General features: G+C 42.0%; 19 protein-coding genes. 9 read left to right on the plus strand and 10 right to left on the minus strand.

All coding sequences use genetic code 11. The features are described 5' to 3' along the window. Positions 1 to 88: 88 nt before the first annotated feature. Positions 89 to 736, minus strand: a complete 648-nt coding sequence (trhA, locus tag AC07E5_RS12770) for a PAQR family membrane homeostasis protein TrhA (protein WP_004972459.1) — start codon at positions 734 to 736, stop codon at positions 89 to 91. A 107-nt stretch (positions 737 to 843) separates the two neighbouring features. Between trhA and AC07E5_RS12775 the strand changes: the two genes are divergently transcribed. Beyond that, a complete protein-coding gene (locus AC07E5_RS12775; RefSeq protein WP_278518498.1) occupies positions 844 to 2064 on the plus strand; it encodes a class I SAM-dependent methyltransferase in 1221 nt (406 codons plus the stop codon). Positions 2065 to 2087: 23 nt separating this feature from the next. Next, a complete protein-coding gene (locus tag AC07E5_RS12780; protein ID WP_004972455.1) occupies positions 2088 to 2510 on the plus strand; it encodes a GNAT family N-acetyltransferase in 423 nt (140 codons plus the stop codon). 112 nt (positions 2511 to 2622) lie between these two features. On the opposite strand, the gene AC07E5_RS12785 is transcribed toward AC07E5_RS12780, so the two are convergent. The 4 genes from AC07E5_RS12785 to AC07E5_RS12800 all read right to left on the minus strand — a co-directional run bounded on the left by AC07E5_RS12785 (position 2623) and on the right by AC07E5_RS12800 (position 7719). Then, positions 2623 to 2955 carry a hypothetical protein gene (locus AC07E5_RS12785; protein WP_004972453.1) on the minus strand — a complete coding sequence of 111 codons (333 nt, stop codon included), beginning with the start codon at positions 2953 to 2955 and terminating at the stop codon, positions 2623 to 2625. 171 nt (positions 2956 to 3126) lie between these two features. Continuing rightward, positions 3127 to 5262: a 3-hydroxyacyl-CoA dehydrogenase NAD-binding domain-containing protein gene (locus AC07E5_RS12790; RefSeq protein ID WP_131260736.1), complete on the minus strand. Its 2136-nt coding sequence runs from the start codon at positions 5260 to 5262 to the stop codon at positions 3127 to 3129. Between the two features lie 11 nt (positions 5263 to 5273). Further along, the gene (locus tag AC07E5_RS12795; RefSeq protein WP_096901568.1) at positions 5274 to 6479 is read right to left on the minus strand and encodes an acetyl-CoA C-acetyltransferase; all 1206 of its coding nucleotides are present in this window, start codon (positions 6477 to 6479) and stop codon (positions 5274 to 5276) included. 229 nt (positions 6480 to 6708) lie between these two features. Further along, positions 6709 to 7719, minus strand: a complete 1011-nt coding sequence (locus tag AC07E5_RS12800) for an AraC family transcriptional regulator (RefSeq protein ID WP_004972448.1) — start codon at positions 7717 to 7719, stop codon at positions 6709 to 6711. A 210-nt stretch (positions 7720 to 7929) separates the two neighbouring features. Between AC07E5_RS12800 and AC07E5_RS12805 the strand changes: the two genes are divergently transcribed. The 4 genes from AC07E5_RS12805 to AC07E5_RS12820 all read left to right on the plus strand — a co-directional run bounded on the left by AC07E5_RS12805 (position 7930) and on the right by AC07E5_RS12820 (position 12736). Continuing rightward, positions 7930 to 9048: a CaiB/BaiF CoA transferase family protein gene (locus AC07E5_RS12805; RefSeq protein ID WP_168418876.1), complete on the plus strand. Its 1119-nt coding sequence runs from the start codon at positions 7930 to 7932 to the stop codon at positions 9046 to 9048. A 272-nt stretch (positions 9049 to 9320) separates the two neighbouring features. After that, positions 9321 to 10964 carry a nitrite/sulfite reductase gene (locus tag AC07E5_RS12810; protein ID WP_004972445.1) on the plus strand — a complete coding sequence of 548 codons (1644 nt, stop codon included), beginning with the start codon at positions 9321 to 9323 and terminating at the stop codon, positions 10962 to 10964. After that, positions 10957 to 11442, plus strand: coding sequence for a DUF934 domain-containing protein (locus tag AC07E5_RS12815; protein ID WP_004972443.1), 486 nt, complete (start codon positions 10957 to 10959; stop codon positions 11440 to 11442). Before AC07E5_RS12810 ends, AC07E5_RS12815 begins: the two co-directional genes overlap by 8 nt. Before the next feature lie 307 nt (positions 11443 to 11749). Next, positions 11750 to 12736 (plus strand): diaminopimelate dehydrogenase, encoded by a 987-nt coding sequence (locus AC07E5_RS12820; RefSeq protein ID WP_004972441.1) that lies wholly within the window; start codon positions 11750 to 11752, stop codon positions 12734 to 12736. 128 nt (positions 12737 to 12864) lie between these two features. On the opposite strand, the gene AC07E5_RS12825 is transcribed toward AC07E5_RS12820, so the two are convergent. Beyond that, entirely contained in the window at positions 12865 to 14040 is a 1176-nt protein-coding gene (locus AC07E5_RS12825) for a thiolase family protein (RefSeq protein ID WP_498625596.1), read from the minus strand. A 129-nt stretch (positions 14041 to 14169) separates the two neighbouring features. Further along, complete coding sequence (locus AC07E5_RS12830; protein ID WP_498625597.1) at positions 14170 to 14688, minus strand: GspH/FimT family pseudopilin; 519 nt, start codon at positions 14686 to 14688, stop codon at positions 14170 to 14172. Between the two features lie 375 nt (positions 14689 to 15063). Between AC07E5_RS12830 and omp38 the strand changes: the two genes are divergently transcribed. Continuing rightward, positions 15064 to 16104: an outer membrane protein Omp38 gene (gene omp38, locus AC07E5_RS12835; RefSeq protein ID WP_004972434.1), complete on the plus strand. Its 1041-nt coding sequence runs from the start codon at positions 15064 to 15066 to the stop codon at positions 16102 to 16104. Positions 16105 to 16606: 502 nt separating this feature from the next. Here omp38 and AC07E5_RS12840 read toward each other — a convergent pair. The 3 genes from AC07E5_RS12840 to AC07E5_RS12850 all read right to left on the minus strand — a co-directional run bounded on the left by AC07E5_RS12840 (position 16607) and on the right by AC07E5_RS12850 (position 20540). After that, positions 16607 to 18070: an amino acid permease gene (locus tag AC07E5_RS12840; RefSeq protein ID WP_498625598.1), complete on the minus strand. Its 1464-nt coding sequence runs from the start codon at positions 18068 to 18070 to the stop codon at positions 16607 to 16609. Next, the gene (locus tag AC07E5_RS12845; protein ID WP_180038302.1) at positions 18067 to 19104 is read right to left on the minus strand and encodes a methyltransferase; all 1038 of its coding nucleotides are present in this window, start codon (positions 19102 to 19104) and stop codon (positions 18067 to 18069) included. Before AC07E5_RS12845 ends, AC07E5_RS12840 begins: the two co-directional genes overlap by 4 nt. 65 nt (positions 19105 to 19169) lie before the next feature. Then, a complete protein-coding gene (locus AC07E5_RS12850; protein ID WP_180072165.1) occupies positions 19170 to 20540 on the minus strand; it encodes a uracil-xanthine permease family protein in 1371 nt (456 codons plus the stop codon). Positions 20541 to 20712: 172 nt separating this feature from the next. On the opposite strand from AC07E5_RS12850, the gene typA reads away from it, so the two are divergent. Beyond that, positions 20713 to 22551: a translational GTPase TypA gene (gene typA / locus AC07E5_RS12855; RefSeq protein ID WP_004972424.1), complete on the plus strand. Its 1839-nt coding sequence runs from the start codon at positions 20713 to 20715 to the stop codon at positions 22549 to 22551. A gap of 200 nt (positions 22552 to 22751) precedes the next feature. Further along, positions 22752 to 23186 carry a large conductance mechanosensitive channel protein MscL gene (gene mscL / locus AC07E5_RS12860; RefSeq protein ID WP_178867335.1) on the plus strand — a complete coding sequence of 145 codons (435 nt, stop codon included), beginning with the start codon at positions 22752 to 22754 and terminating at the stop codon, positions 23184 to 23186. Positions 23187 to 23231 lie beyond the last annotated feature (45 nt).

Genomic DNA, 23231 nt, shown 5'->3' on the forward strand with positions numbered 1-23231 from the left:
TTGAACAAGAAGTTGATCACAAAACTGCATCCATGAACACCATTCAAATCTGATCGTTTTATCTGTAAGACATGAGCGATATTCAGCGTTAAATCACATACAGATAAATTGCCAGAAAGTGTGCGCCTGCACCAATTAGGACAAATACATGCCAAATTGCGTGGGTATATCTTACGCGTTTTAAGGCATAAAACAATGCACCCACAGTGTATGCAATGCCGCCAATCAGCAAAAAAGTCAGGGCTTGGCTGCTTAAATAGGCTTGCATATCGTCCATGACCAGAACGGCTAACCAACCCATCACCAAGTAGGCAATTAAAGAAATTTTATGAAAACGGTTGATGAATACCAGTTTAAATAGGGTGCCAATCAGGGCAATAATCCACAGGGCAATTAACAAATATTGTGCTTTTTGAGTAGGAATCGCGATGGATAAAAATGGGGTATAAGTCCCTGCAATTAAATAATAAATTGCGGTGTGATCTAACTTTTTATAAAAATAACGACGGTCTGCTGCGGTTGCCATGTGATACAGCATTGAAGCAGAAAAAAGCAGTACCATGCTTATTGCATAGGCCCACAAACCTAGCCATTGTCCCGTACTTAAATACGCACCTTTAATGATTAAAAGAATACCTGCAATAAATGCCAAAGCCGCACCAACACCATGGCTCAGATAGTTAATCCGTTCTTCTTGCAGGTCATAATCAGGCACTAAAGGGGCATTTAATTTCATGGCGAATCTGCTTTAATTTCTTTAATTATACAACTGTATCGTAATTCAATTTTGCTTTTAGGGTAATAACAATTAAACTTGAATTGTAATTTTTTCAGGTTTTTATTATGTCGACTTTGGCTTCTCCCTCTGTGCAGGAACAACAATTCTTAGAGGCTTTTCAGCAAGCCATTGATACACAAAAGCTTGATCGTGTGGTGCTGAGTCAATATAAAGGCGAACTGGAACAATTAGAAAAAATCACCTTACGGGTGATTCAGCTAAATCAAGACACCGTTTTAACTTGTTTGTATCGCCATAAAACGCAGGATATCACCAAAAACTATCCTTTGGCAGAAGCACAGATACAATTGAGTCACTTATTGGCAGATTGTAAACAGGCCAATTTATTTACGACAGATCAGGAAATTCAGCTAAAAAAGAACAAAAAGAAAGCCATGCTCAGCATTAGTAAAACAGCACCGACTATAGCGAAACCGAAAGAACCGCAAGGACATGACCGAGAAAAGCAGCGTTATGTCGATCAATCCAGCCCATTTTTACAACACTTGGGGATTAGCGATGCCAAAGCGCAAATTATTCCGAGCATGGCGCGTAAATGGAAACAGATTAATAAATTCATTGAAATTTTTTCGGGGGCTTTGGCGCAAATCAAAACTTCGGAAAATACTGTGCGCGTGGTGGATTTTGGCTCAGGCAAAGGCTATTTAACTTTTGCGTTATATGACTATTTGCAAAAGCAGCAATTTCTTCCTTTTGTGACTGGGGTGGAACTAAACCCGAAAATGGTTGAGTTTTGTCAGTCGGTGGCGAGTGCTTCAGACTTTCAGCAGCTAGATTTTTTTCAGGGCGATGTGCGCACCTATCAGCCAGAACATTTAGATGTAATGATTGCTTTGCATGCCTGTGATGTCGCCACCGATTTTGCAATTCATACTGGTATTCGCCTGAATGCACAAATGATTATGTGCGCGCCGTGTTGCCATAAAGAGTTGCGTCCACAATTACAAAGCCCAAGCGTGTTGCAACCGATGCTGCAATTTGGCATTCATGCAGGGCAACAGGCGGAAATGTTAACCGATACCATCCGCGCTTTATTGCTCAAAGCCTATGGTTATGACACCAAAGTTTTTGAGTTTGTCGCTTTAGAACACACCAGTAAAAACAAAATGATTTTGGCAACCAAACGTCAAAATTGGAGTGAACCTGATCAAGCAGTTTTGGCACAAATTCGTGATTTAAAAACCATGTACGGTATTCAAAAACATTCTTTGGAGTTGTTGTTGAACGATCAGTGGGATCAACAGGGCATTGGTTCTAAGTGCTAAGCAAGATGGAACAGGATATAAAGATGCAAGATTATGAAATTCAATCGGGCACTTGGACACAATTTGCTGCAGAGGCCAAATCTATTCGTGAGCAAGTCTTTATTCAGGAACAGCGAATTGCGCCTGAAGATGAGTGGGATGCACAAGATGCAGTTGCCTTGCATTTTGTGGTCTATGCAACTGGACAGGCGATTGCAACAGCACGTTTACTGGAAAATCACAGTATTGGACGGGTCGCAGTGTTGAAATCACAGCGCGGTTTAGGTGTGGGACGTGTTTTAATGCAGCATATTATTCAGGTGGCAAAGCAGCAGCAACGTCCGTGGGTCAAGTTGTCTGCGCAGGAACACGCGATTCCGTTTTATCAAAGTTTGAGTTTTCAGGTTGAGGGTGAGTCGTATTTAGATTGTGGTATTCCGCATGTAGATATGCGATTGATATTTTAAACGAATTGTCGATAGTCCTGATTTTAATCGTGCAAAATAAAAATCGCCATGATGGAATGTGATCATGGCGATTTCTTTTTATAAACTGTATGAACAGAGCCGCTAGCGCATATTAATGTCCATGTGCGGGTGCTGGCTCATGGTTTTCAGGCATATTGGCATGTTCTGTTTCAGTCATACCGTGTGCATCTGCAGTTTCAGCAGCCAAAGCTTCACGTGCTTCACGATCTGCTTGTGCTTTTGCCAATGCTTCTTGTGACATAGCTGGCGCATTTTTAAAGGCGTGTTGCTGAGTATTCTGCTTTTGTTGCTGGCTAGGCATGTAGTCAGGTTCATTCGTGACCGCTAACCAGAAAATAAACATGAAAATTCCACCCAAAATACAGAAAATAAAGAGTGCTTTCCAACCCCAAGGTGATTTTTCAGGAGTAAGGCGTTCGGTCATGTGCATCTACCCAATTTGAATCTAAATCTTAAAATTATGTAACTTTATAACATAAAATGCATGAAAAACGGATTAAATTCTATTTATGCAGGGATATTCATTGTAATTTTGAGCAAATAAAAAGAGGGATGATATATCCCTCCCAGATTGCTTTAAATTTAAAGTTTAGCTTTAAATGCTTTTAGCACCTGCAGCAACACGATCTTGCAAGATTTTAGGTGGGGTAAAACGCTCGCCATATTCAGCAGTAAGTTGCTGTGCTCGTGCCAAAGCCTGTGTTAAACCATATTGATTCAAAAATTGTAAAGCACCACCTGTCCATGCAGGGAAGCCAATGCCAAAAATTGAACCAACATTGGCATCAATGACAGATTCTAAAACACCTTCTTCTAAGCAACGTAAGCTGTCCAGTGCTTGCACAAATAAAAAGCGATCTATCATCTCTTGTTCAGCGATTTCGGTATTTTGATACCAATGGCTTAACCCCGACCAAAGCTGTTTTTTACCCTGTTCAGGATAGTCATAAAAGCCTGCACCTGCAGCTTTGCCTTTACGCGAGAATTGATGAATCATGGTTTGAATGACTTCATCTGCACTCGACAGTGGTCGGTCTTTTCCTTCGGCTTGCAACGCCTTACGTGCTTCCTGTGCCACGTGTTCAGATAAGGTTAAAGATACTTCATCCTGAATGGCAAGTGGGCCAACAGGCATGCCTGCTTTTAAAGCAGCCATTTCAATTTTGGCAGGATGTACGCCTTCTGCCAGTAAGCGCAAGCCTTCCTGCACAAAAGTGCCAAACACCCGACTGGTAAAAAAGCCGCGGCTGTCATTGACCACAATCGGTGTTTTACCAATCTGCTGCACAAAATCATAGGCCTTTGTCAAAGTATCGGTAGAGGTATTTTTTCCTTTAATGATTTCGACCAATGGCATTTTATCGACAGGGCTAAAGAAATGCAGTCCAATAAAACGCTGCTGGTCTTGCGCCGCTTGGGCAAGTTCACTAATGGGTAGGGTTGAGGTGTTGGATGCCATCACACCTTGTTCTGCCAGAAAAACTTCGGCTTCTTGAGTGACTTGCGCCTTGAGTGCGGGGTTTTCAAATACCGCCTCAATAATCAAATCACAGCCTTGTAAATCGGCAGCCTGTGCCGTTGGATGAATCTTGGCTAAGACTTGTGCCGCTCGCTCTGCACTTATACGACCTTGTGATACTTGTTTATCGAGTAGTTTTTGACTGTAAGATTTGCCTTTTTCAGCTTGTTCGATGGATACATCTTTCAGAACAACCGTAATACCTTTGCTTGCTGTGGCATAAGAAATGCCTGCACCCATCATGCCTGCACCTAAAATACCGACTTTTTGAGTTTGATGTGGTGCAATGCCTTGCGGACGGCCACTGCCCGATTTAATCGCATTCAGCCCATGCCAAAAGGTGCCAATCATATTTTTAGAAATTTGACCTGTTGCGAGCTGGGTAAAATAGCGAGATTCAATGCGTAAGGCTGTATCGACATCAACCTGCGCACCTTCTACTGCTGCACTCAAAATTGCTTCAGGCGCAGGGTAACAGCCTTTGGTTTTGTCGCGTAGCATGGCAGGAGCAATGGAAAGCATTTGCGCGACAGCAGGTGTAGATGGTGTTCCCCCAGGGATTTTATAGCCTTTGACATCAAATACTTGTTGTGATTGAGGATGTGCAAGAATCCAGTCTTGGGCTTTGCTGAGTAATTCTGTTTCATTTTCAGCAAGATCATGGATTAAACCTAAACTTTGTGCTTTTTCCACACTCAGCTGTTTGCCTTCCATCAACAGCGGCAGGGCAGTTTGTAAACCCAATAAACGTACCATCCGCACAATACCACCGCCACCAGGCAATAAACCTAAAGTCACTTCGGGTAAACCAAACTTGGTTTTTGCATCACGAATTGCAATACGATGATGACAGCACAGAGCAAGTTCCCATCCGCCGCCGAGTGCCGTGCCATTTAAGGCAGCTACCACAGGAATACCACGGGTTTCAATATAACGCAGCTGTGCTTTTAGGTTTTCAATCATCTGAAAAAATGAGCTGGCATGCTCAGGCTGTACTTGAATCAACTCATCTAAGTCACCGCCTGCAAAAAAGGTTTTTTTCGCAGAGGCGAAAATGATTCCCGCCACTTGTTCGTCTGCTTTTAACTTTTGTACCACTTGCGCTAATGCATCTCTAAAGTCAGCATTCATGGTGTTGGCAGATTGATTTGGTGAGTCAAAGGTTAGAATGACAATGTTATCGGCATTTTTATAATAGTGAATGGCGCTCATTTTTATACTCCTTATACTCGCTCAATAATGGTGGCAATTCCCATCCCACCGCCTACACATAATGTAGCCATGCCGCGTTTTTTATCTTGTCGTTCTAGCTCGTCCAGTAAGGTGCCTAAAATCATGGCACCTGTAGCGCCAAGTGGATGACCCAAGGCAATAGCACCACCATTCACATTGACTTTGGCGGGATCAACCTGAAGTTCTGTAATAAAACGCAGAACCACGGCTGCAAAGGCTTCATTGACTTCAAACAGATCAATATCTTCAATGTTCAGTCCTGCTTTGGCTAAGGCCTTGCGTGCTGCAGGCGCGGGTCCTGTGAGCATAATGGCAGGGTCTGTGCCAACCAGTGCGGTAGCAAGCACTTTGGCGCGTGGTTTTAAGTTGTGTTGTTGTACCGCTTGTTCCGATGCAATCAAGACCAATGCCGCGCCATCAACAATACCTGATGAATTGCCTGCATGATGCACATGATTGACTTGTCCTGCTTCAGGATATTTTTGCAGGGCAATCGCATCAAAACCCATTTGTCCCATATTGGCAAAACTCGGCTTGAGCTGTGCCAAGCTTTCAGCCGTGGTCTGTGGTTTGATAAATTCATCTTGTGCCAAAATCACCACACCTGCCTGATCTTTGACAGGTACAATCGAGCGCTCGAAATGTCCCTGTGCTTGTGCTGCTGCGGCTTTGTGCTGTGATGCTGCTGCAAATTGATCGACTTCTGTACGGCTATAGCCATCGAGTGTGGCAATTAAGTCAGCGCCAATACCTTGTGGAATAAAGTCACAAGCCATATTGGTTTCAGGGTCGAATGCCCAAGCACCACCATCGGAACCCATTGCCACGCGTGACATAGATTCCACACCACCTGCAACGATTAAATCTTCCCAACCCGAACGAACTTTTTGCGCTGCGAGGTTCACGGCTTCTAAACCTGAGGCACAAAAGCGGTTGATTTGTACCCCAGCAACATCATTGTCCCAACCTGCGGCAATCGCTGCGGTTTTGGCAATATCTGCACCCTGATCGCCAATTGGTGTGACACAACCCAAAACAATATCGTCTACTTGTGAGGTGTCTAGGTTGTGTCGTTGTTGCAATTCATTCAATAAGGTTGTGAGTAGGCGAATGGGTTTAACTTCGTGTAATGCGCCATCTTTTTTTCCTTTGCCGCGCGGAGTGCGAATGGCATCAATGATGTAGGCCTCGCTCATAATCAATCCTTTGTCGATAGTTTTCTTTATGATTGCTTTTGAGTGTAATCTGAAAATTTTGAAGTGCAATGATGAGAACGGTACAGGTCAGTGAGGTTTTTTGCTAATTGGGATGACGCAGTAATTTGGCAGAAAGATTGAAACTATAATAGAGCGATAAAAAAAGCCCTTGCGGTGTGCAAGGGCAATCGATTGGAATTACGAGTTATTGTGAATTGTCGATTCTAAATTAATGATAACCGTGCAACTGACGGTATAAACCAGGTGTGACGCCAGTCCACTTTTTGAAAGCACGGTGGAAAGTACTGGTTTCGCTAAAGCCAACTTGTTGTGCGACATCTTCAAGGGTCAGTTCAGGATTCAGCAATAGGTGAATCGCGGCATCACGGCGTAATGCATCTTTTACCCCTTGATAGCTTTTGCCTTCTGCTGCCAAACGACGACGCAAGGTTTGTGGCGATAGGTACAGCATGGATGCAACATCGTTCAAGGTTGGCATTTCTTCGCCAATTTGGCTCTTTAACACGTCACGAATACGCGAAGTTAAAGAATTGGTGTTTTTGAATTTCACCAACAATTGCGCAGGCGCGGTTTTTAAGAATTCGTCTAAAGTTTCTTGGGTTTGACGAATTGGTAAATCCAAGTAGTCGGCAGCAAAGGTAATTTCGGTGCGTGGCATGTCAAATTGCATGACAGGCGCAAAGAACAGCGCATCGTATTCATCTGCATGTGCAGGACGTGGATAGCCAAAATGTACGCGCTCCAAAGGCAGGCGACGTTCAATCAGCCAAGAGGCCAAGCCGTGCCAAATCATCAACATACTTTCAGTAATAAAGTGATCAGGATCCATAGCTTGTGGAATAGATGGTACCAAACGTGCTTCGTGTTTATCACGTTCTAAGGTAACCGACCAATCATCACCAAACAGTTTGTAGAATTGCGAAGAGAGTTCTAAGGCATCGCCCAGTGTTTTGGCGTGAATTACCAATTGGCACATGATCGCGAATGTACCCAAACGACGTGGCTGAGAATCAAAACCCACGTGTTCGTCTTGGGTCACCATCCACAACATTTTAATAAAGCGAGTATATTGTTCAGGTGAAATACGTGCTTTCGGTTGGCGCAGAAGTTCTGCCTCAATACCGACATGAGATAATAAGGTTTCGACATCCATGCCGAGTCGCTTAACACCCGTGAGCGCTGCATTTACAAAATGGATACTAATGGTATCTCTGCTCATGTTAAATCCTTCAGTCTCTTTTGTATTCACGTAAGCTTGACCTAAATGACGCTAAAAAATTGAAATTGGCAATTTACAATACCAATTTTACTTATTTTACATAATAAATTGCCGAAATGATCAAGGTAAATGGCTGAAGATGACATTGTGTTACAGTTTTAGTGTTTATAAGATAAACGGAAAATCAGAAAAAATGGCGTAATCACAACAATGACACATGCACTGAACGGTTTAAAAGTTTTAGATTTTTCCACCTTGTTGCCTGGCCCATTTGCAAGTTTATATTTGGCAGATATGGGTGCAGAGGTGATTCATATTGAGTCTGCGACAAGGCCTGACTTAATTCGTATGTTTCCCCCCTATGCCAATGGACAGGCCACTTCACACAGTTATTTAAACCGCAACAAACAGTCCATTACTCTCGATTTAAAATCGCCAGACAGCATTCAATTGATTTTGGACAAAATTGGTGAGTTCGATATTGTATTGGAGCAATTTAGGCCTGGTGTGATGCAGCGTTTAGGGCTGGACTATGCCAGCTTGGCAAAAATTAATCCACGACTGATCTATTGTTCCATTACAGGTTATGGGCAAACGGGCGATTATAAACATCGGGCAGGGCATGACATTAATTATTTAGCCTTGGCGGGAATTGCAGGGCACAGCGGACGTCAAGCAGGCGGGCCGCCACCGCTAGGTATTCAGGTGGCCGATGTAGCAGGTGGTTCATTGCATGCTTTGGTTGGAATTTTGAGTGCGGTGATTGAGCGTCAGCGCAGTGGCTTAGGGCAATATATTGATATTTCGATGACCGATTGTGCTGCCACATTAAATAATATGGCAGCTTCTGCTGTTTTGGCGGCACAGCTGCCTCAATATGCTGAGCAATCTTACTTAAATGGAGGCAGTTATTATGACTATTATGAAACGGCCGATGGTCGTTATCTTTCGGTGGGCAGCTTAGAGCCACAATTTATGCAAGGCTTGGCACAAATTTTAGATTTGCCCATTTTGCTCGAAAAAGGCACATCTTTAGACCCGCAAGACCATATACAAGTGAAACAAGCCATTCAGGCCAAGATTAAAGCGCAAAATTTTGCCACGTGGCAGCATATCTTTGCACAACACGATGTTTGTGTAGAACCAGTTTTAACTTTAGATGAAGCTTTACATTCCCCCTTGGCACAGCAGCGTGGTTGGACTGTAAATGTTCCAATCCAAGGCAATGCCACACAAACCGAAACTCAGTTGGCTTGTCCTATTAAATTTTCACGTTCAAAAATGCGCTATGACTATATTGGGCAGGCTTTAGGTGTAGGACAATGGTGATCATGCTCAATAGCTAAAAATATGTAGGAAACTCAACTTAAACACGAAATAAAAACGAAGATAGATGCTTTAGCATAAAAAGTGCTAAAGCATGCATTATTTTGTGATAGCTATGTAAAAGGTCTGGAAATTTCGGCAAAGGCTTGCAGGCTGTGCCATTGCAATGTCTTATCAATAAAATCGCTAAGAAATATGTAAAAAACACATTTTGTTGATAGATTGAATCTCGCTATGCTGTCAGCCGTGATAATAGAAATGACTAGCTGTACGCCATGTATTTATATACTGATTTCGATCAGCAACTGATTAATGAACGTGTTGCACAGTTCCGTGACCAAACGGAACGTTATTTAGCAGGCAAATTGACTGAAGACGAATATCGTCCATTACGTCTGCAAAATGGTTTGTATGTACAACGCTATGCGCCAATGTTGCGTATTGCGGTGCCTTACGGTCTGATGAACTCTAAGCAATTGCGTAAAGTTGCGCAGCTTGCCAAAGACTATGACCGTGGCTATGCGCACGTATCAACACGTCAAAATATTCAGTTTAACTGGCCTGCACTGGAAAATGTGCCTGACATGCTGGCAGAGCTTGCAACCGTACAAATGCACGCAATTCAGACTTCGGGTAACTGTATTCGTAATACCACCACAGACCAGTATGCAGGTGTCGTGGCGGGCGAAATTGCTGACCCACGTCCAACCTGTGAATTAATTCGTCAGTGGTCGACTTTCCACCCTGAATTTGCCTTCTTGCCACGTAAATTCAAAATTGCGGTGTCTGCACTGGAAGAAATTGACCGTGCTGCGACTGCATTTCATGACATTGGCGTCTATATTGTTAAAAATGAAGCAGGCGAAATTGGCTATAAAATTAAAGTAGGTGGCGGCTTAGGTCGTACTCCAATTATCGGTAGCTTTATTCGTGAGTTCTTGCCACGTGAAGATTTGATTGCTTACTTAGAAGCTATTTTACGTGTTTATAACTTGCATGGTCGTCGCGACAATAAATATAAAGCACGTATCAAAATTTTGGTAAAAGCCTTAACTCCAGCAGTATTTGCAGAAAAAGTTGAAGCTGAATTTGCACATACGGTGAAAACCTTAAAAATTGATGCAGAAACTTTGCAAAAAATGGATGAAAATTTCACGCCATTTGCTTATCAAAACTATGCCGATGAAGATTTTAGCGAGCTGTTTGCGCAGTATCCAAAATTCAAGCAATGGTTCAACATCAACACCAATGCGCACAAAGTACAAGGCTATCGTATTGTCACCATTTCATTGAAACGTGCAGGTGTTGCACCGGGTGACATGACGACAGAAGAAATGAATCTGATTGCAGATTTAGCCGATCAATATACCTTTGGTGAGTTGCGTACCACGCATGAGCAAAATATTGCTTTGGTAGATGTGCCACAAAAAGACCTGTTTGCATTGTGGCAAGTGCTCGATGCCAATAACTTGGCGCGCGCGCATATTGGCTTTATTACCGATATTATTTGCTGTCCGGGTGGTGATTTCTGTTCACTTGCCAATGCCAAATCTATTCCAATTTCAGAAGCCATTTCACGCCGTTTTGATGATTTGGATACCATTTATAATCTTGGCAAACTGGATTTAAATATTTCAGGTTGTATGAACGCTTGTGGTCATCACCACGTTGGTAATATCGGGATTTTAGGTGTCGATAAAAAAGGCGCGGAATTCTACCAAATCACTTTGGGCGGGCATGCAGACCATGATGCGTCAATCGGTGATATTTTAGGGCCATCTTTTGCTGCTGAAGTGATTCCTGATGTGGTGGAAGAAATTTTAAATACCTACTTAGATTTGCGTAGTGAAGGTGAAGACTTCATCGACACTTATCGCCGTGTCGGCATTCAACCATTTAAGGAGCGCGCTTATGCTTAATACTGCACTACCTGTGCTCGCAAAAGATGGCACGATTGCAGACAATACTTATCAAGTGATTGCTGAAGATGCAGCATTACCGCAAGGTGATGTGGTGCTCAGCGTTGAACAGCTTGATCAGTTGGCACAAATTTCAGGTAAAAAAGCCCTATATTTAACGGTAGATGCTTCGCCTGAAAACCATGAATTTCCATTGGCAGAACTGGATGCAATTTTTATTGAATTTTCAGGTTTTAACGATGGCCGTGGTTATTCTTTTGCGGCATTGTTACGCCGTCAAGGCTTTCAGGGTGAACTTCGCGCAGTCGGTGATGTCTTTAAAGACGTCTTAAATTATATGAAGCGTGCAGGTTTCGATACTTTCGTGATTAAAGAAGGTAAAGATGTGCAAGAAGCTGCAGCAGGTTTGGCGGACTTTACCCATCCTTATCAAGCTTCTACCGCAGTGCCAAAACCAAATTATCAAACAGGTGCGTAATATATTGATGATGGATTTCATCGAAATGTAGATAGATTTTATCGAAATATCGCGGTTCACACATTTACAAACAGCCTGCCATGTGCAGGCTTTTTGTTTGCCTTAAAATGATCAAACGGCTTGTTTTATCGCACTTCTTAATGATTTAATTTACCGCAAAGTGCTGTAGTATAAGCACGCTGATGTAGCATCGCAGTCTTATGTAGGCGTTATTTTTACATTATCAAAAATCAATCAAGACGATAATTTGATGTGATTATCCTCTGATTTATTTTTCAATTTTTTCATGATGAAGTGATTTGTCTTTATGCAAAATTCTATCCGTATTGGTATTGCTGGTTATGGCAACTTAGGTCGTGGTGTTGAAACGGCGATTCATAAAAACCCAGATTTACAATTGGTGGGTATTTTTACCCGTCGTGCGCCTGAAAGCGTTTCACCATGTTTTGCTGAAACAGCAGTGTTTCATATGGATTCATTGTCAGATTTTCAAGACAAAATTGATGTGCTGATTTTATGTGGTGGTTCAAAAGACGACTTGCCACAACAAGGTCCAGTATTGGCAAGCCAATTTAATATTGTCGATAGTTTCGATACGCATGCACGTATTCCTGAATATTATGCATCTGTAGATGCACCTGCGACAGCGAACAAGAAAACTGCACTCATCTCAATTGGTTGGGATCCAGGCATGTTCTCGATTAATCGTTTATTTGGTGAAGCGTTGTTACCAGATGGTGAAACCTATACTTTTTGGGGTAAAGGTTTAAGTCAGGGTCACTCAGATGCCATTCGTCGTGTTGATGGTGTAAAAGCAGGTGTGCAATATACCATTCCATCGAATGATGCCATTGAACAAGTGCGTAGCGGTGCGCGTCCTGTATTAAGCACCAAAGATAAACATACTCGTGAATGTTATGTCGTACTTGCAGAAGGTGCCGATGCTGCTGCGGTAGAGCAAGCGATTGTGACCATGCCAGATTATTTCGCTGACTACAACACAACCGTAAATTTCATTGATGAAGCGACTTTAGCCAAAGATCACCAACGCATGCCACATGGTGGTTTTGTCATTCGCAGTGGTAATACCAGCGATGAACAAAAACAAGTGCTTGAATTCTCACTGAAGTTAGACAGCAATCCTGAGTTTACCGCGAGTATTTTGGTGGCTTATGCACGTGCTTGCTATCGTTTAAACCAAATGCAGCAATATGGTGCAAAAACTGCTTATGATGTTGCGCCAGGTTTATTGTCAATGAAATCGCCTGAACAGTTGCGTGCAGAATTGCTCTAAACTTTTTAAAGCTATAAGCAAAAAGACGAATCAATGATTCGTCTTTTTGCTTTTTGAATAAAGAAGGGTTAGGGAATGACTGTATCCCATCTGCCCTAATTCCGTTTTACAAATAGGGCTTCAAGGCATTAAAGCAATTCAATCGCAACTGCAGTTGCTTCACCACCACCAATACAGAGAGCAGCAACGCCACGTTTGCCACCTGTGCGTTTAAGCGCATGAATTAAAGTCAGGATAATACGTGAACCTGTAGAACCCACAGGATGCCCAAGTGCACATGCACCACCGTTGATATTCACTTTTTCAGGATCAAGCTTGAACTCATCCATTGGGCACATGGTGACCATGGCAAAAGCTTCATTAATTTCCCATAAATCTACATCTGCAACTTGCCAACCCGCTTTATCCAATACTTTTTGAATCGCAGCAACAGGGGCGATGGTGAACTCAGATGGGTGTTGTGAATTGGTGGCATAAGCCACAATTTTTGCTAATGGTTGTAAACCTTTATTTGCTGCATTTTCTGCAGACGTTAGGACTAAGGCTGAAGCACCATCTGAAATTGAGCTGGCATTGGCTGCGGTAATTGTGCCATCTTTGGCAAAAGCTGGACGAAGGGTTGGGATTTTTTCAATATTGGCATTAAACGGTTGTTCGTCTTTATCGACAACCACGTCACCTTTACGTGTTGAAACATGTACAGGCACAATTTCATCGGCAAAATAGCCTTCATTTACGGCAGTTTGCGCACGTTTAAGAGAGCGAATCGCAAAGTCATCCATTTGTTGGCGTGTGTAACCTTTGCTATTGGCCATATCTTGTGCGAATGAGCCCATCAAACGACCTGTTTCAGCATCTTCAAGGCCGTCTAAGAACATGTGGTCTTTCACATCACCATGTCCCATACGGTACCCAGCACGTGCTTTGGTCAGTACATAAGGTGCATTACTCATTGACTCCATACCACCAGCGACAATGATTGAGGCAGAACCTGCTTTGATTGCATCGGCAGCTTGCATGACAGCTTTCATACCAGAACCACAGAGTTTATTAATGGTGACCGCACCTGTAGAATCTGGTAAGCCTGCTTGACGCATCGCCTGACGGGCAGGGCCTTGCTTTAAGCCCGCAGGTAGGACGCAGCCCATAATGACTTCATCGATTTCTGTTGCTTGTACCCCCGCACGTTGAATGGCCGCTTGGATACTTGCCGCACCTAATTCTGGTGCAGTCATATTGGCTAAACTACCTTGAAAGCCACCCATCGCCGTGCGTGCACCATTTACAATAACGATATCCGTCATTTTATTCTCCCAATTTTTATATGTGCTTTTGTCTAGATTTAATTCCAAGCAGGAATAGATCACTTCTGCAGTATAGGCAAAAAAAGATGAGAATAAAGTGACAATATAAAGATCATTTAGACTGCTAAGTTAACATCCATTGATGTCTTCAGCTCGAGTTTGCCCCATTTTACTGAGCACCAAGCGTTTACTTACAACGTGAGTGGAGCAGTAAAAGAAACTACCATTCGAGCCAATCGGCAAACCTTGTTGTGCATTAAAAGTAACGCTGGGTATGTTTAAAGTTCCACGCCAATCCAAGGTTCCGTATTTAAGTGCAGTTTTTTCTGTATAAAGAATGTATTCATTGTTGTCTATCTGACGATTTTTATTTCGATCAATAAAAATCATAAAACCCGTATTCCAGTTTTGCTTACTGCATTGGCTAAAGTCATGTGTTGGACAGATCACAACATTACTATGATGGGTGAAGGCATGGGAGCGTGCTATTTTTAGGCTAGACAGCAATGAGTACTGAATTCGTTTGAGTTCTTGTTGTGCCATCAGCTGATGAAAATAGGGCAGGGCAACCATGATTAAAATCGCACTAATCGCTAACGTGATGATCAATTCAAACAGCGTGAAGCCATTTTTGCTTATATTCGACATAAGTCTATACCTGTTATTGTTATGTTTTTTTATGATTAATTTGAGTAATTTGTTGTTTTATAGCACTTTATGTGTTGTATAATAATTACTAAACAACTTTTCGTGAAAGTGTTAGAATAAACCGCAAGAAAGATAGGCTATTCGCACCAAATAATTGAGTAAAAATTTACCGAATTACAACGGAAATTGTAAGTAATTTTGTCAATAATTTACTTGATTAAAATTATCAAGCACTTGGAAAAGTAAAAAAGTGTTTGTATGATTCAAAGTGACTAGCTTAAAAATAATACTGGGGTATAAGAAAGCCTATCTCAGGGTAGTCGAAAATTTAGGCTTGAGCTTGAACAACAATTGTTATCTCTGGAGGATAAATCCATGAAAATGAGTCGTATTGCATTAGCAATGCTCGTAGCTGCTCCTTTAGCTGCTGCAAACGCGGGCGTAACTGTTACCCCATTAATGCTTGGTTATACTATGTTTGATACACAGCATAACAATGGTGGTAATGATGGTAGTTTAACAAGTGGCGCAGAACTTGATGATGACTTGTTCGTTGGTGCAGCACTTGGTGTTGAGCTTACTCCTTGGTTAGGTTTTGAAGCTGAATATAGCCAAATCAAAGGTGATGTGAGTAACGGTGGTGAATACAAGGGTCAAAATATCGCAGGTAACTTCTATGCGACTTCTGATCTAATCACTAAAAATTATGACAGCAAAATCAAGCCATACGTACTTTTAGGTGCTGGTCACTATAAATATGACGTAGAAGGTGCTAATGGTGTCGGTTATATCCGTGATGGTGAAGAAGGTACTTTAGGTAATGCAGGTGTGGGTGCGTTCTTCCGTTTGAACGATGCTTTATCTCTTCGTACTGAAGCACGTGGTACTTACCACTTTGATGAGCAATTCTGGAACTACACAGCTTTAGCTGGTCTTAACGTAGTTCTTGGTGGTCACTTGAAGCCAGCTGCTCCTGTAGTAGAAGTTGCCCCAGTTGAAACCGTTGCTCCAGTTCAACCAGCTCCACAAGAGTTGACTGAAGACCTGAACATGGAACTTCGTGTGTTCTTTGATACCAACAAATCAAACATCAAAGATCAGTACAAGCCAGAAATTGCTAAAGTTGCTGAGAAGTTAGTTGAATATCCAAACGCTACTGCTCGCATCGAAGGTCACACTGACAACACTGGTCCACGTGCATTGAACGAACGTTTATCTTTAGCTCGTGCGAACTCTGTTAAATCTTCACTTGTAAATGAATACAATGTAGATCCAGCTCGTTTGTCTACTCAAGGTTTCGCTTGGGATCAACCGATTGCTGACAACAACACTAAAGAAGGTCGTGCTATGAACCGTCGTGTATTCGCGACGATCACTGGCAGCCGTACAGTGACTGTTGAACAACAAGCTCAATAATTTGAGTTAAGTTGAAAAAACGACTCTTCGGAGTCGTTTTTTTATACTTCTTTTTTTATGAGGTGTTTGGATTAAAGAGTGCCTGAAATAATTTACATTCAATACGTTTAAAAAATATTGTAAAAGTATGATTATTAGAATAATGAGTAAATAAAGTAGAGGCTGATGGTGCTTAATATTTCGGTTTGTTGACTCGTAAACTTAGTCGAATTTTTATAGCGAGTTTATCGTCAATTCATTAAAAAACTCCAAAGCGTCGTCGCAGATCAAAATTTTAAAATAAGATATATGTACTCGATGTCTATCAGTCGATCAAGTCGTTGTTTAGCGATTATAAAATCAACATTGAGCAGTCTGTGGCGTGATCTCTCGCCGTAATAATGATAACAAAATATGTTGTAAATCGAATTTGGTTTAAATTTACCCTAAAAAAATAGCCAAATGTTGGCTGTTTTTTTGAACCTTAGCTTCTTAAATGAAGTGAAATAGAAGAAGAACTTTTTTAGTCATGATCAGGGTGTAGTGGTTTCACATCCATCTCCTGATATGCAATCAGTTTAGTTTTGTGTTTCCATTTATAGCCTAACCAAATGACCAAAAACAAAAGAATACCAATATAAGTCGATAAAACAGCGAGCCATTCACCTTCAAGTACAGCTTGGTAGTTTTGCCCTAACACGACAATTGCACACAAAATAAAGGCAAACCATGGCGCAAAAGGAAAAAATTTAGCGCGGTAATCTAAATCTTCAAGTTTGTAGCCTTGTGCCAAATAGCCTTTACGGAAGCGATAATGCGATACAGCAATTCCGAGCCAAACGATAAAACCACACATGCCTGACATATTCAGAAGCCAGTTAAATACTTGTTTTTCGCCAATAAATGTTGTTAAAAAACATAGTGCAGCGATTGCTGTTGTGGCATACAGTGCATTCATTGGGACGCCACGAGCATCCAAGCGGGCAAAAGCTTTTGGAGCACTGCCTTTACGTGCCATATCAAATAGCATACGGGTCGATGAATACATACCCGAGTTACCGGCAGAAAGAATCGCAGTTAAAATTACTGCATTCATGACACTTGCGGCAAAGGCAAAGCCTGCCTGTTCATACAATAAAGTAAACGGAGAGAGTGCAATGTTATCGGTGGCGGCTGCTTGAAGTAAACGTGGGTCATCATAGGCGATTAACGTGCCAATAATGAAAATACACACGATATAAAACAACAAAATACGCCAGAAGATTTGTTTGATTGCAATAGGAATGGTTTTCTTAGGATTTTTAGATTCACCCGCTGCAACCCCCACCATTTCTGTACCTTGAAATGAGAATCCAGCAATCATTGCTACCCCAATTAAGGCGGATAATCCACCTACAAATGGAGCTTCGCCTTTGCTCCAATTGGCAAAAGTAGCAACATCTGGAGTCAGCATGATTTTGATAATCATGAATAGACCAATAATGATGAACACTACAATTGCAAGGACTTTGACCAGTGAGAAGAAAAACTCAGATTCCCCAAAACCTTTGACGGTTAAGGCATTAATACCAAATACAACCGCTAGAAATAAGGCGCTCCAATAGAAGCCAGGAATATCGGGAAACCAGAATTTCATAATGAATTGTACAGCCACCAATTCAAATGCCACGGTAATAGCCCAGTTGTACCAATAGTTCCAACCTAGTGCAAAACCGAAACCACCTTCGACATATTTACTGCCATAGGTAAAGAACGCGCCTGAAGTTGGATTATGCGTTGCAAGTTCGCCTAGACTGGTCATCAAAAAATAAATCATGACGCCAATTAGGGCATACGCAAGCAAGGCGCCACCAGGACCTGCATTGGCAATGGTCGCACCTGAAGCAAGGAATAAACCTGTACCAATTGAGCCACCAATGGCGATCATGTTTAAATGACGCGCACCGAGCTTACGCTGCAGTTTTCTACTGTTGTGTGAGTCGCTCATCCTACTTCCTTTGTATTTTTCTGCGTGCTGGCAAACAGCACTTTAAAGCCTTGTTGATCTGCCTTGATTGTGCATTGACCGAAACTTTGTTCAATTAAGAGTGGATAATTCAAAAAGCGATTGGCCACAATCCAAAGTTCACCACCCGATTTCAGATGACGACGTGAAGTTTTACACAGGTTTTCACTGGCATCGTAATGTGTTTGAATGCCTTGGTGGAACGGGGGATTACTCACGATGGCATGCAAAAATAGCGGTGCATCTTCAACGCCTGTCACGGCTTTAATTTCAAGTTGTTGTGGATTGAGCTGATTTTTTTCAAACGTCATTAGCGTTGACGCTAAAGCAAAGGCATCGACATCTAAAGCAAAAATACGATTTTCAGGGTTAAGTTTGGCTAAGTAAGCACTGATCACACCCGCGCCACAGCCAAAATCTGCAATTTTTCCAGCAGTAACCTGATTCAAATAAGGCAATAATACAGCCGTGCCAACATCCAAGTGTTTTTGGCTAAATACACCCGGCAAGGCACTAATTTGTAAATCACCTTTAGGTGTAGCAACTGTATAGTTTTTCGCCCAATCTGCTAAGGTTTTAGTTTGAACCTTGCAGTCTAAAATCAGCTGCCATAGTTGGCAGTGGCGGGCGCTATCTAGTTTGAGTGTTTTGCCATAAGGTTGTAATTGCTTTGCAGCCCGTTCAATTCCTGCTTTCTTTTCACCGACTAAAAATACGCTGCTGCCTTGTGGGAGTTGTGCGGCAATGGTGTGAATCAGGTAATTGAGCAGTTCCTTAGATTTCGGTACAAAAATAACAGCCTGATCAAATTCACCGACAGGCAATTCTGCACCAAAATGCACTTGCGCCTGTTGATTTTGAAAGTATTGATAGTCGTTAAAATTCCATGTCCAAACAGAAGCTTGGATTGAGTCACCCAATTCTGCGAGGAGTTGATCGGTCGGGGCATTGATCAGTAGAACGCGACCAGACAAATAGTCGTATTGTCTGAGTAAAACTTCGCTTTGGGGGTTCATGGTTCTCTCTCCAATAGAAAAACACTGTCTAAGTTCAGCTCAGACAGTGTTTTTTGGACATGCAATTACTTTTTAGTTTCAGGAAGCACAATATTTAAAATGAGTGCTGCAATACCGCCTGTTGCAACGCCTGAACTGAAAATATTACGGAATAATTCAGGTAAGTGTTCCAGAATTTGTGGCACTTGTGCAACACCTAAGCCTAAGCCCAATGAAATTGCAATAATCAGTAAGGCACGACGATCTAAAGCGACACCTGAAAGAATATTGATTCCCGAAGCGGCAACGGCACCAAACATCACCATCACAGCACCACCTAGTACGGCTTGAGGCACAGCCTGAATCACACCTGCAACTGCAGGAAGTAAACCTAAAATGATGAGTAGGGCAGCAATCCAAATGCCGACATAACGGCTAGCAACACCTGTAAGTTGAATCACGCCATTATTTTGGGCAAATACCGAACTTGGAAAGGTGTTGAAAATCCCTGCCAAGAATGAGTTAGCGCCATTTACCAATACACCGCCTTTAATGCGTTGTATCCATTGTGGGCCATCGACAGGTTGATTGGAGAGTTTAGAGGTCGCGGTAATATCACCAATGGCTTCTAATGACGTCACCAAATAAATAAATGCCAATGGAATGAATAAGCTCCAAGAGAAATCCAGTCCAAAATGCATCGGAGTCGGCACTTGTACCAGAGGGGCATCTTTCAGACCTGAAAAGTCGAGATGACCCATCATGCCTGCCATTGCATAACCAATCACCAAGGCAATTAAAATGGCAGAGCTTTTAATCCACGTGATATTGATGCGGTTCAAAATAATAATAATTGCCAAGACGGTACACGACATAATCAGGTTGTCGGTATTGGCAAAGGTATTATTGCTCATGGCTTGGTAGCCACCGCCCATACTGATTAAACCTTCTTTAATTAAGGTCAAACCAATGAGAAGTACCACAATACCAGTGACCAATGGGGTAATCAGCTTTTTGACCCACGGTAAAATTTGCGATACGCCCATTTCAATAAACGAACCTGCAATGACCACGCCAAAAATTGCCGCCATGACCGATTCAACAGGTGTGCCTGCGGCGACCATAGCAGAGCCAATACCAATGATTGGGCCAATAAAGTTAAAACTGGTGCCTTGCACAATGAGCAAACCTGCACCAAAAGGGCCGACTTTTTTACATTGTAAAAAGGTTGCAATGCCTGAAATGACCAAAGACATTGACAAGATCATGTTGGTATCTTGTTTGGAAACACCTAAAGCCAAGCAAATTAAGAGACCTGGTGTGACAATTGGAACAATAATTGCCAGTAAATGCTGAAAAGCTGCTAAAAAAGCGATGAATGGTTTTGGACGGTCATTCAGACCATAGACCAAATCGAGCTGGTCTTTTGGGTGGGGAGAGTGGTTTAAATCAGACATGAGTCATAAAAAATTGCAAAAGTGGCGCTATTCTAATCGAGTTACACAGCATTACAAAACCCAAAGCACGCCACTCATCAAAAAAAATTGTGTGTGTCAATAAAGTGTCACTATAAAACTTTAGTATTTTTCTGTATAATTTGCCCTCAAATTTATAGCGTATTGAATTTAAATGTCTGATATTAAAACTCTCCGCAACATCGCAATTATTGCGCACGTTGACCACGGAAAAACAACTCTTGTGGATAAACTTTTACAACAATCGGGCGCACTCGGTGAACGAGCGGGCGAGATTGAGCGTGTCATGGATTCAGGCGCTATTGAAAGTGAACGTGGTATTACCATTCTTGCAAAAAACACTGCAATCAAATGGTTAGACAAACGTACTGATACTGAATACCGCATTAACATTGTGGACACCCCGGGACACGCCGACTTCGGTGGCGAAGTTGAACGTGTAATGTCGATGGTGGATTGCGTACTTCTTTTGGTTGACTCACAAGAAGGCCCAATGCCACAAACACGTTTCGTAACGCAAAAAGCGTTCGCACGTGGTTTGAAGCCAATCGTGATCATCAACAAAGTAGACAAGCCAAACGCGCGTCCAGACTGGGTTATTGATCAAGTATTTGACTTGTTTGATAACTTGGGTGCAACCGATGACCAATTAGACTTCCCAATCGTATATGCATCAGGCTTACGTGGTGTTGCTGGTCCTGCGCCAGACGAATTAGCGGAAGATATGACGCCGTTATTCCAAACAATTGTAGATATCGTCGAGCCACCAGCAGTTGATGTTGATGGTCCATTCCAAATGCAAGTCTCTTCACTTGACTATAATAGTTTCGTGGGTGTGATTGGTGTCGGTCGTATTCAACGTGGTTCTGTGAAATTGAATACACCTGTAACCGTGATTGACCAAGAAGGCAAAACACGTAACGGTCGTATCTTAAAAATCATGGGTTACCACGGTTTAGAGCGTATCGACATCGAATCTGCATCTGCAGGTGACATCGTTTGTGTAACAGGCATGGACGAATTACATATTTCTGACACGATTTGTGATCCGAAAAATGTAGAAGCTTTACCGCCGCTTTCTGTAGACGAACCAACCGTATCGATGACTTTCCAAGTTAACAACTCACCTTTTGCGGGTAAAGAAGGTAAGTTTGTGACTTCACGTAACATCCGTGAACGTCTTGACCGTGAATTGATTCATAACGTTGCACTTCGTGTAGAAGACACTGACAGTCCTGACCGTTTCAAAGTATCAGGTCGTGGTGAACTTCACCTTTCAGTATTGATTGAAAACATGCGTCGTGAAGGCTTCGAGATGGGTGTATCTCGTCCACAAGTGATCTTGAAAGAGATCGATGGCGAAATGCAAGAACCATACGAAAACGTGACTTTTGACGTAGAAGAACAGCACCAAGGCGCTGTGATGGAACAAATGGGTAACCGTAAAGGTGAGATGACCAATATGGAAGTAGACGGTAAAGGTCGTATCCGTATTGAAGCCACTGTGCCTTCACGTGGTTTAATTGGTTTCCGTTCTGAATTCATGACCATGACTTCTGGTACGGGTATCATGACGTCAAGCTTCTCACACTATGGCCCAATGAAAGCAGGTCAAGTTGCGAAACGTCAAAACGGTGTGTTGATTTCTATGGTTCAAGGTACTTGCCTTGGCTATGCATTGTTCACATTGCAGGACCGTGGTCGTCTATTTGCTAAACCTCAGTTAGAAGTTTACGAAGGTATGATCGTAGGGATTAACTCTCGTTCAGACGACATGACAGTTAACCCAACTAAAGCGAAACAGTTAACTAACGTACGTGCTTCTGGTACTGATGATGCGTTGACATTGGTACCTGCAATTGAATTCACGCTTGAACAAGCGCTTGAATTTATTGAAGATGATGAATTAGTTGAAGTAACACCTAAGTCAATCCGTATCCGTAAACGCTGGTTGACTGAAAACGAACGTAAACGTAACCGTTCTGGTAAATAAGTTTTAAAAATGATGTTGTCCTCATGCGGGGCAGCAAAATTTAAAAATGCCATCAATTTATTGATGGCATTTTTTTGTTTAAATTAGCAAACCAATATATAAAAGCAGATGATTCCCAAGTAAATTACGTGGAAATGAAGCTATAAAGTTAATGTATACTTCGTCACATAAATTAAAGTCAAAAAAAACTGGAGATTTAAATGAGTATTATTCAAGAGTTCCGCGAATTTGCGGTAAAAGGCAATATGATCGACTTGGCTGTCGGTGTGATTATTGGTGGGGCATTTGGTAAAATTGTTGACTCATTAGTGAAAGATATCATCATGCCATTGATTACTGTGATCACTGGCGGTGGTGTGGATTTCACACAAAAGTTCTTTGTTTTGGGCGATAACCCAAACAATTTACAGTCTTTAGATGAGTTAACCAAAGCAGGTGTAAATGTCCTGACCTATGGTAACTTCCTTACGATTTTAATTAACTTCATTATTTTGGCATGGGTGGTGTTCTTAATGGTGAAAATGATTAATCGTATGCGCCGTAAACAAGAAGAAGCAGCGCCAGAACCAGCAGCAACTCCAGAAGATATTGAATTATTACGTGAAATTCGTGATGAATTGAAAAAACGTCAATAATTTTTAGTACACGAGAAAATCAAACAAAACGGCGCAATATGCGCC

Source organism: Acinetobacter seohaensis (genome assembly GCF_056431365.1).

Excerpts from the sequence above, each read along its gene's own strand:
- AC07E5_RS12815 (WP_004972443.1), top strand. The coding sequence starts at position 10,957 with ATGCTTAATACTGCACTACCTGTGCTCGCAAAAGATGGCACGATTGCA.
- AC07E5_RS12820 (WP_004972441.1), top strand. The coding sequence starts at position 11,750 with ATGCAAAATTCTATCCGTATTGGTATTGCTGGTTATGGCAACTTAGGT.
- AC07E5_RS12840 (WP_498625598.1), bottom strand. The coding sequence starts at position 18,070 with ATGAGCGACTCACACAACAGTAGAAAACTGCAGCGTAAGCTCGGTGCG.
- AC07E5_RS12800 (WP_004972448.1), bottom strand. The coding sequence starts at position 7,719 with ATGAGCAGAGATACCATTAGTATCCATTTTGTAAATGCAGCGCTCACG.
- mscL (WP_178867335.1), top strand. The coding sequence starts at position 22,752 with ATGAGTATTATTCAAGAGTTCCGCGAATTTGCGGTAAAAGGCAATATG.
- trhA (WP_004972459.1), bottom strand. The coding sequence starts at position 736 with ATGAAATTAAATGCCCCTTTAGTGCCTGATTATGACCTGCAAGAAGAA.
- AC07E5_RS12825 (WP_498625596.1), bottom strand. The coding sequence starts at position 14,040 with ATGACGGATATCGTTATTGTAAATGGTGCACGCACGGCGATGGGTGGC.
- AC07E5_RS12810 (WP_004972445.1), top strand. The coding sequence starts at position 9,321 with ATGTATTTATATACTGATTTCGATCAGCAACTGATTAATGAACGTGTT.
- AC07E5_RS12795 (WP_096901568.1), bottom strand. The coding sequence starts at position 6,479 with ATGAGCGAGGCCTACATCATTGATGCCATTCGCACTCCGCGCGGCAAA.
- typA (WP_004972424.1), top strand. The coding sequence starts at position 20,713 with ATGTCTGATATTAAAACTCTCCGCAACATCGCAATTATTGCGCACGTT.
- AC07E5_RS12790 (WP_131260736.1), bottom strand. The coding sequence starts at position 5,262 with ATGAGCGCCATTCACTATTATAAAAATGCCGATAACATTGTCATTCTA.
- AC07E5_RS12830 (WP_498625597.1), bottom strand. The coding sequence starts at position 14,688 with ATGTCGAATATAAGCAAAAATGGCTTCACGCTGTTTGAATTGATCATC.
- AC07E5_RS12785 (WP_004972453.1), bottom strand. The coding sequence starts at position 2,955 with ATGACCGAACGCCTTACTCCTGAAAAATCACCTTGGGGTTGGAAAGCA.
- AC07E5_RS12850 (WP_180072165.1), bottom strand. The coding sequence starts at position 20,540 with ATGTCTGATTTAAACCACTCTCCCCACCCAAAAGACCAGCTCGATTTG.
- AC07E5_RS12845 (WP_180038302.1), bottom strand. The coding sequence starts at position 19,104 with ATGAACCCCCAAAGCGAAGTTTTACTCAGACAATACGACTATTTGTCT.
- AC07E5_RS12805 (WP_168418876.1), top strand. The coding sequence starts at position 7,930 with ATGACACATGCACTGAACGGTTTAAAAGTTTTAGATTTTTCCACCTTG.
- AC07E5_RS12780 (WP_004972455.1), top strand. The coding sequence starts at position 2,088 with ATGCAAGATTATGAAATTCAATCGGGCACTTGGACACAATTTGCTGCA.
- AC07E5_RS12775 (WP_278518498.1), top strand. The coding sequence starts at position 844 with ATGTCGACTTTGGCTTCTCCCTCTGTGCAGGAACAACAATTCTTAGAG.
- omp38 (WP_004972434.1), top strand. The coding sequence starts at position 15,064 with ATGAAAATGAGTCGTATTGCATTAGCAATGCTCGTAGCTGCTCCTTTA.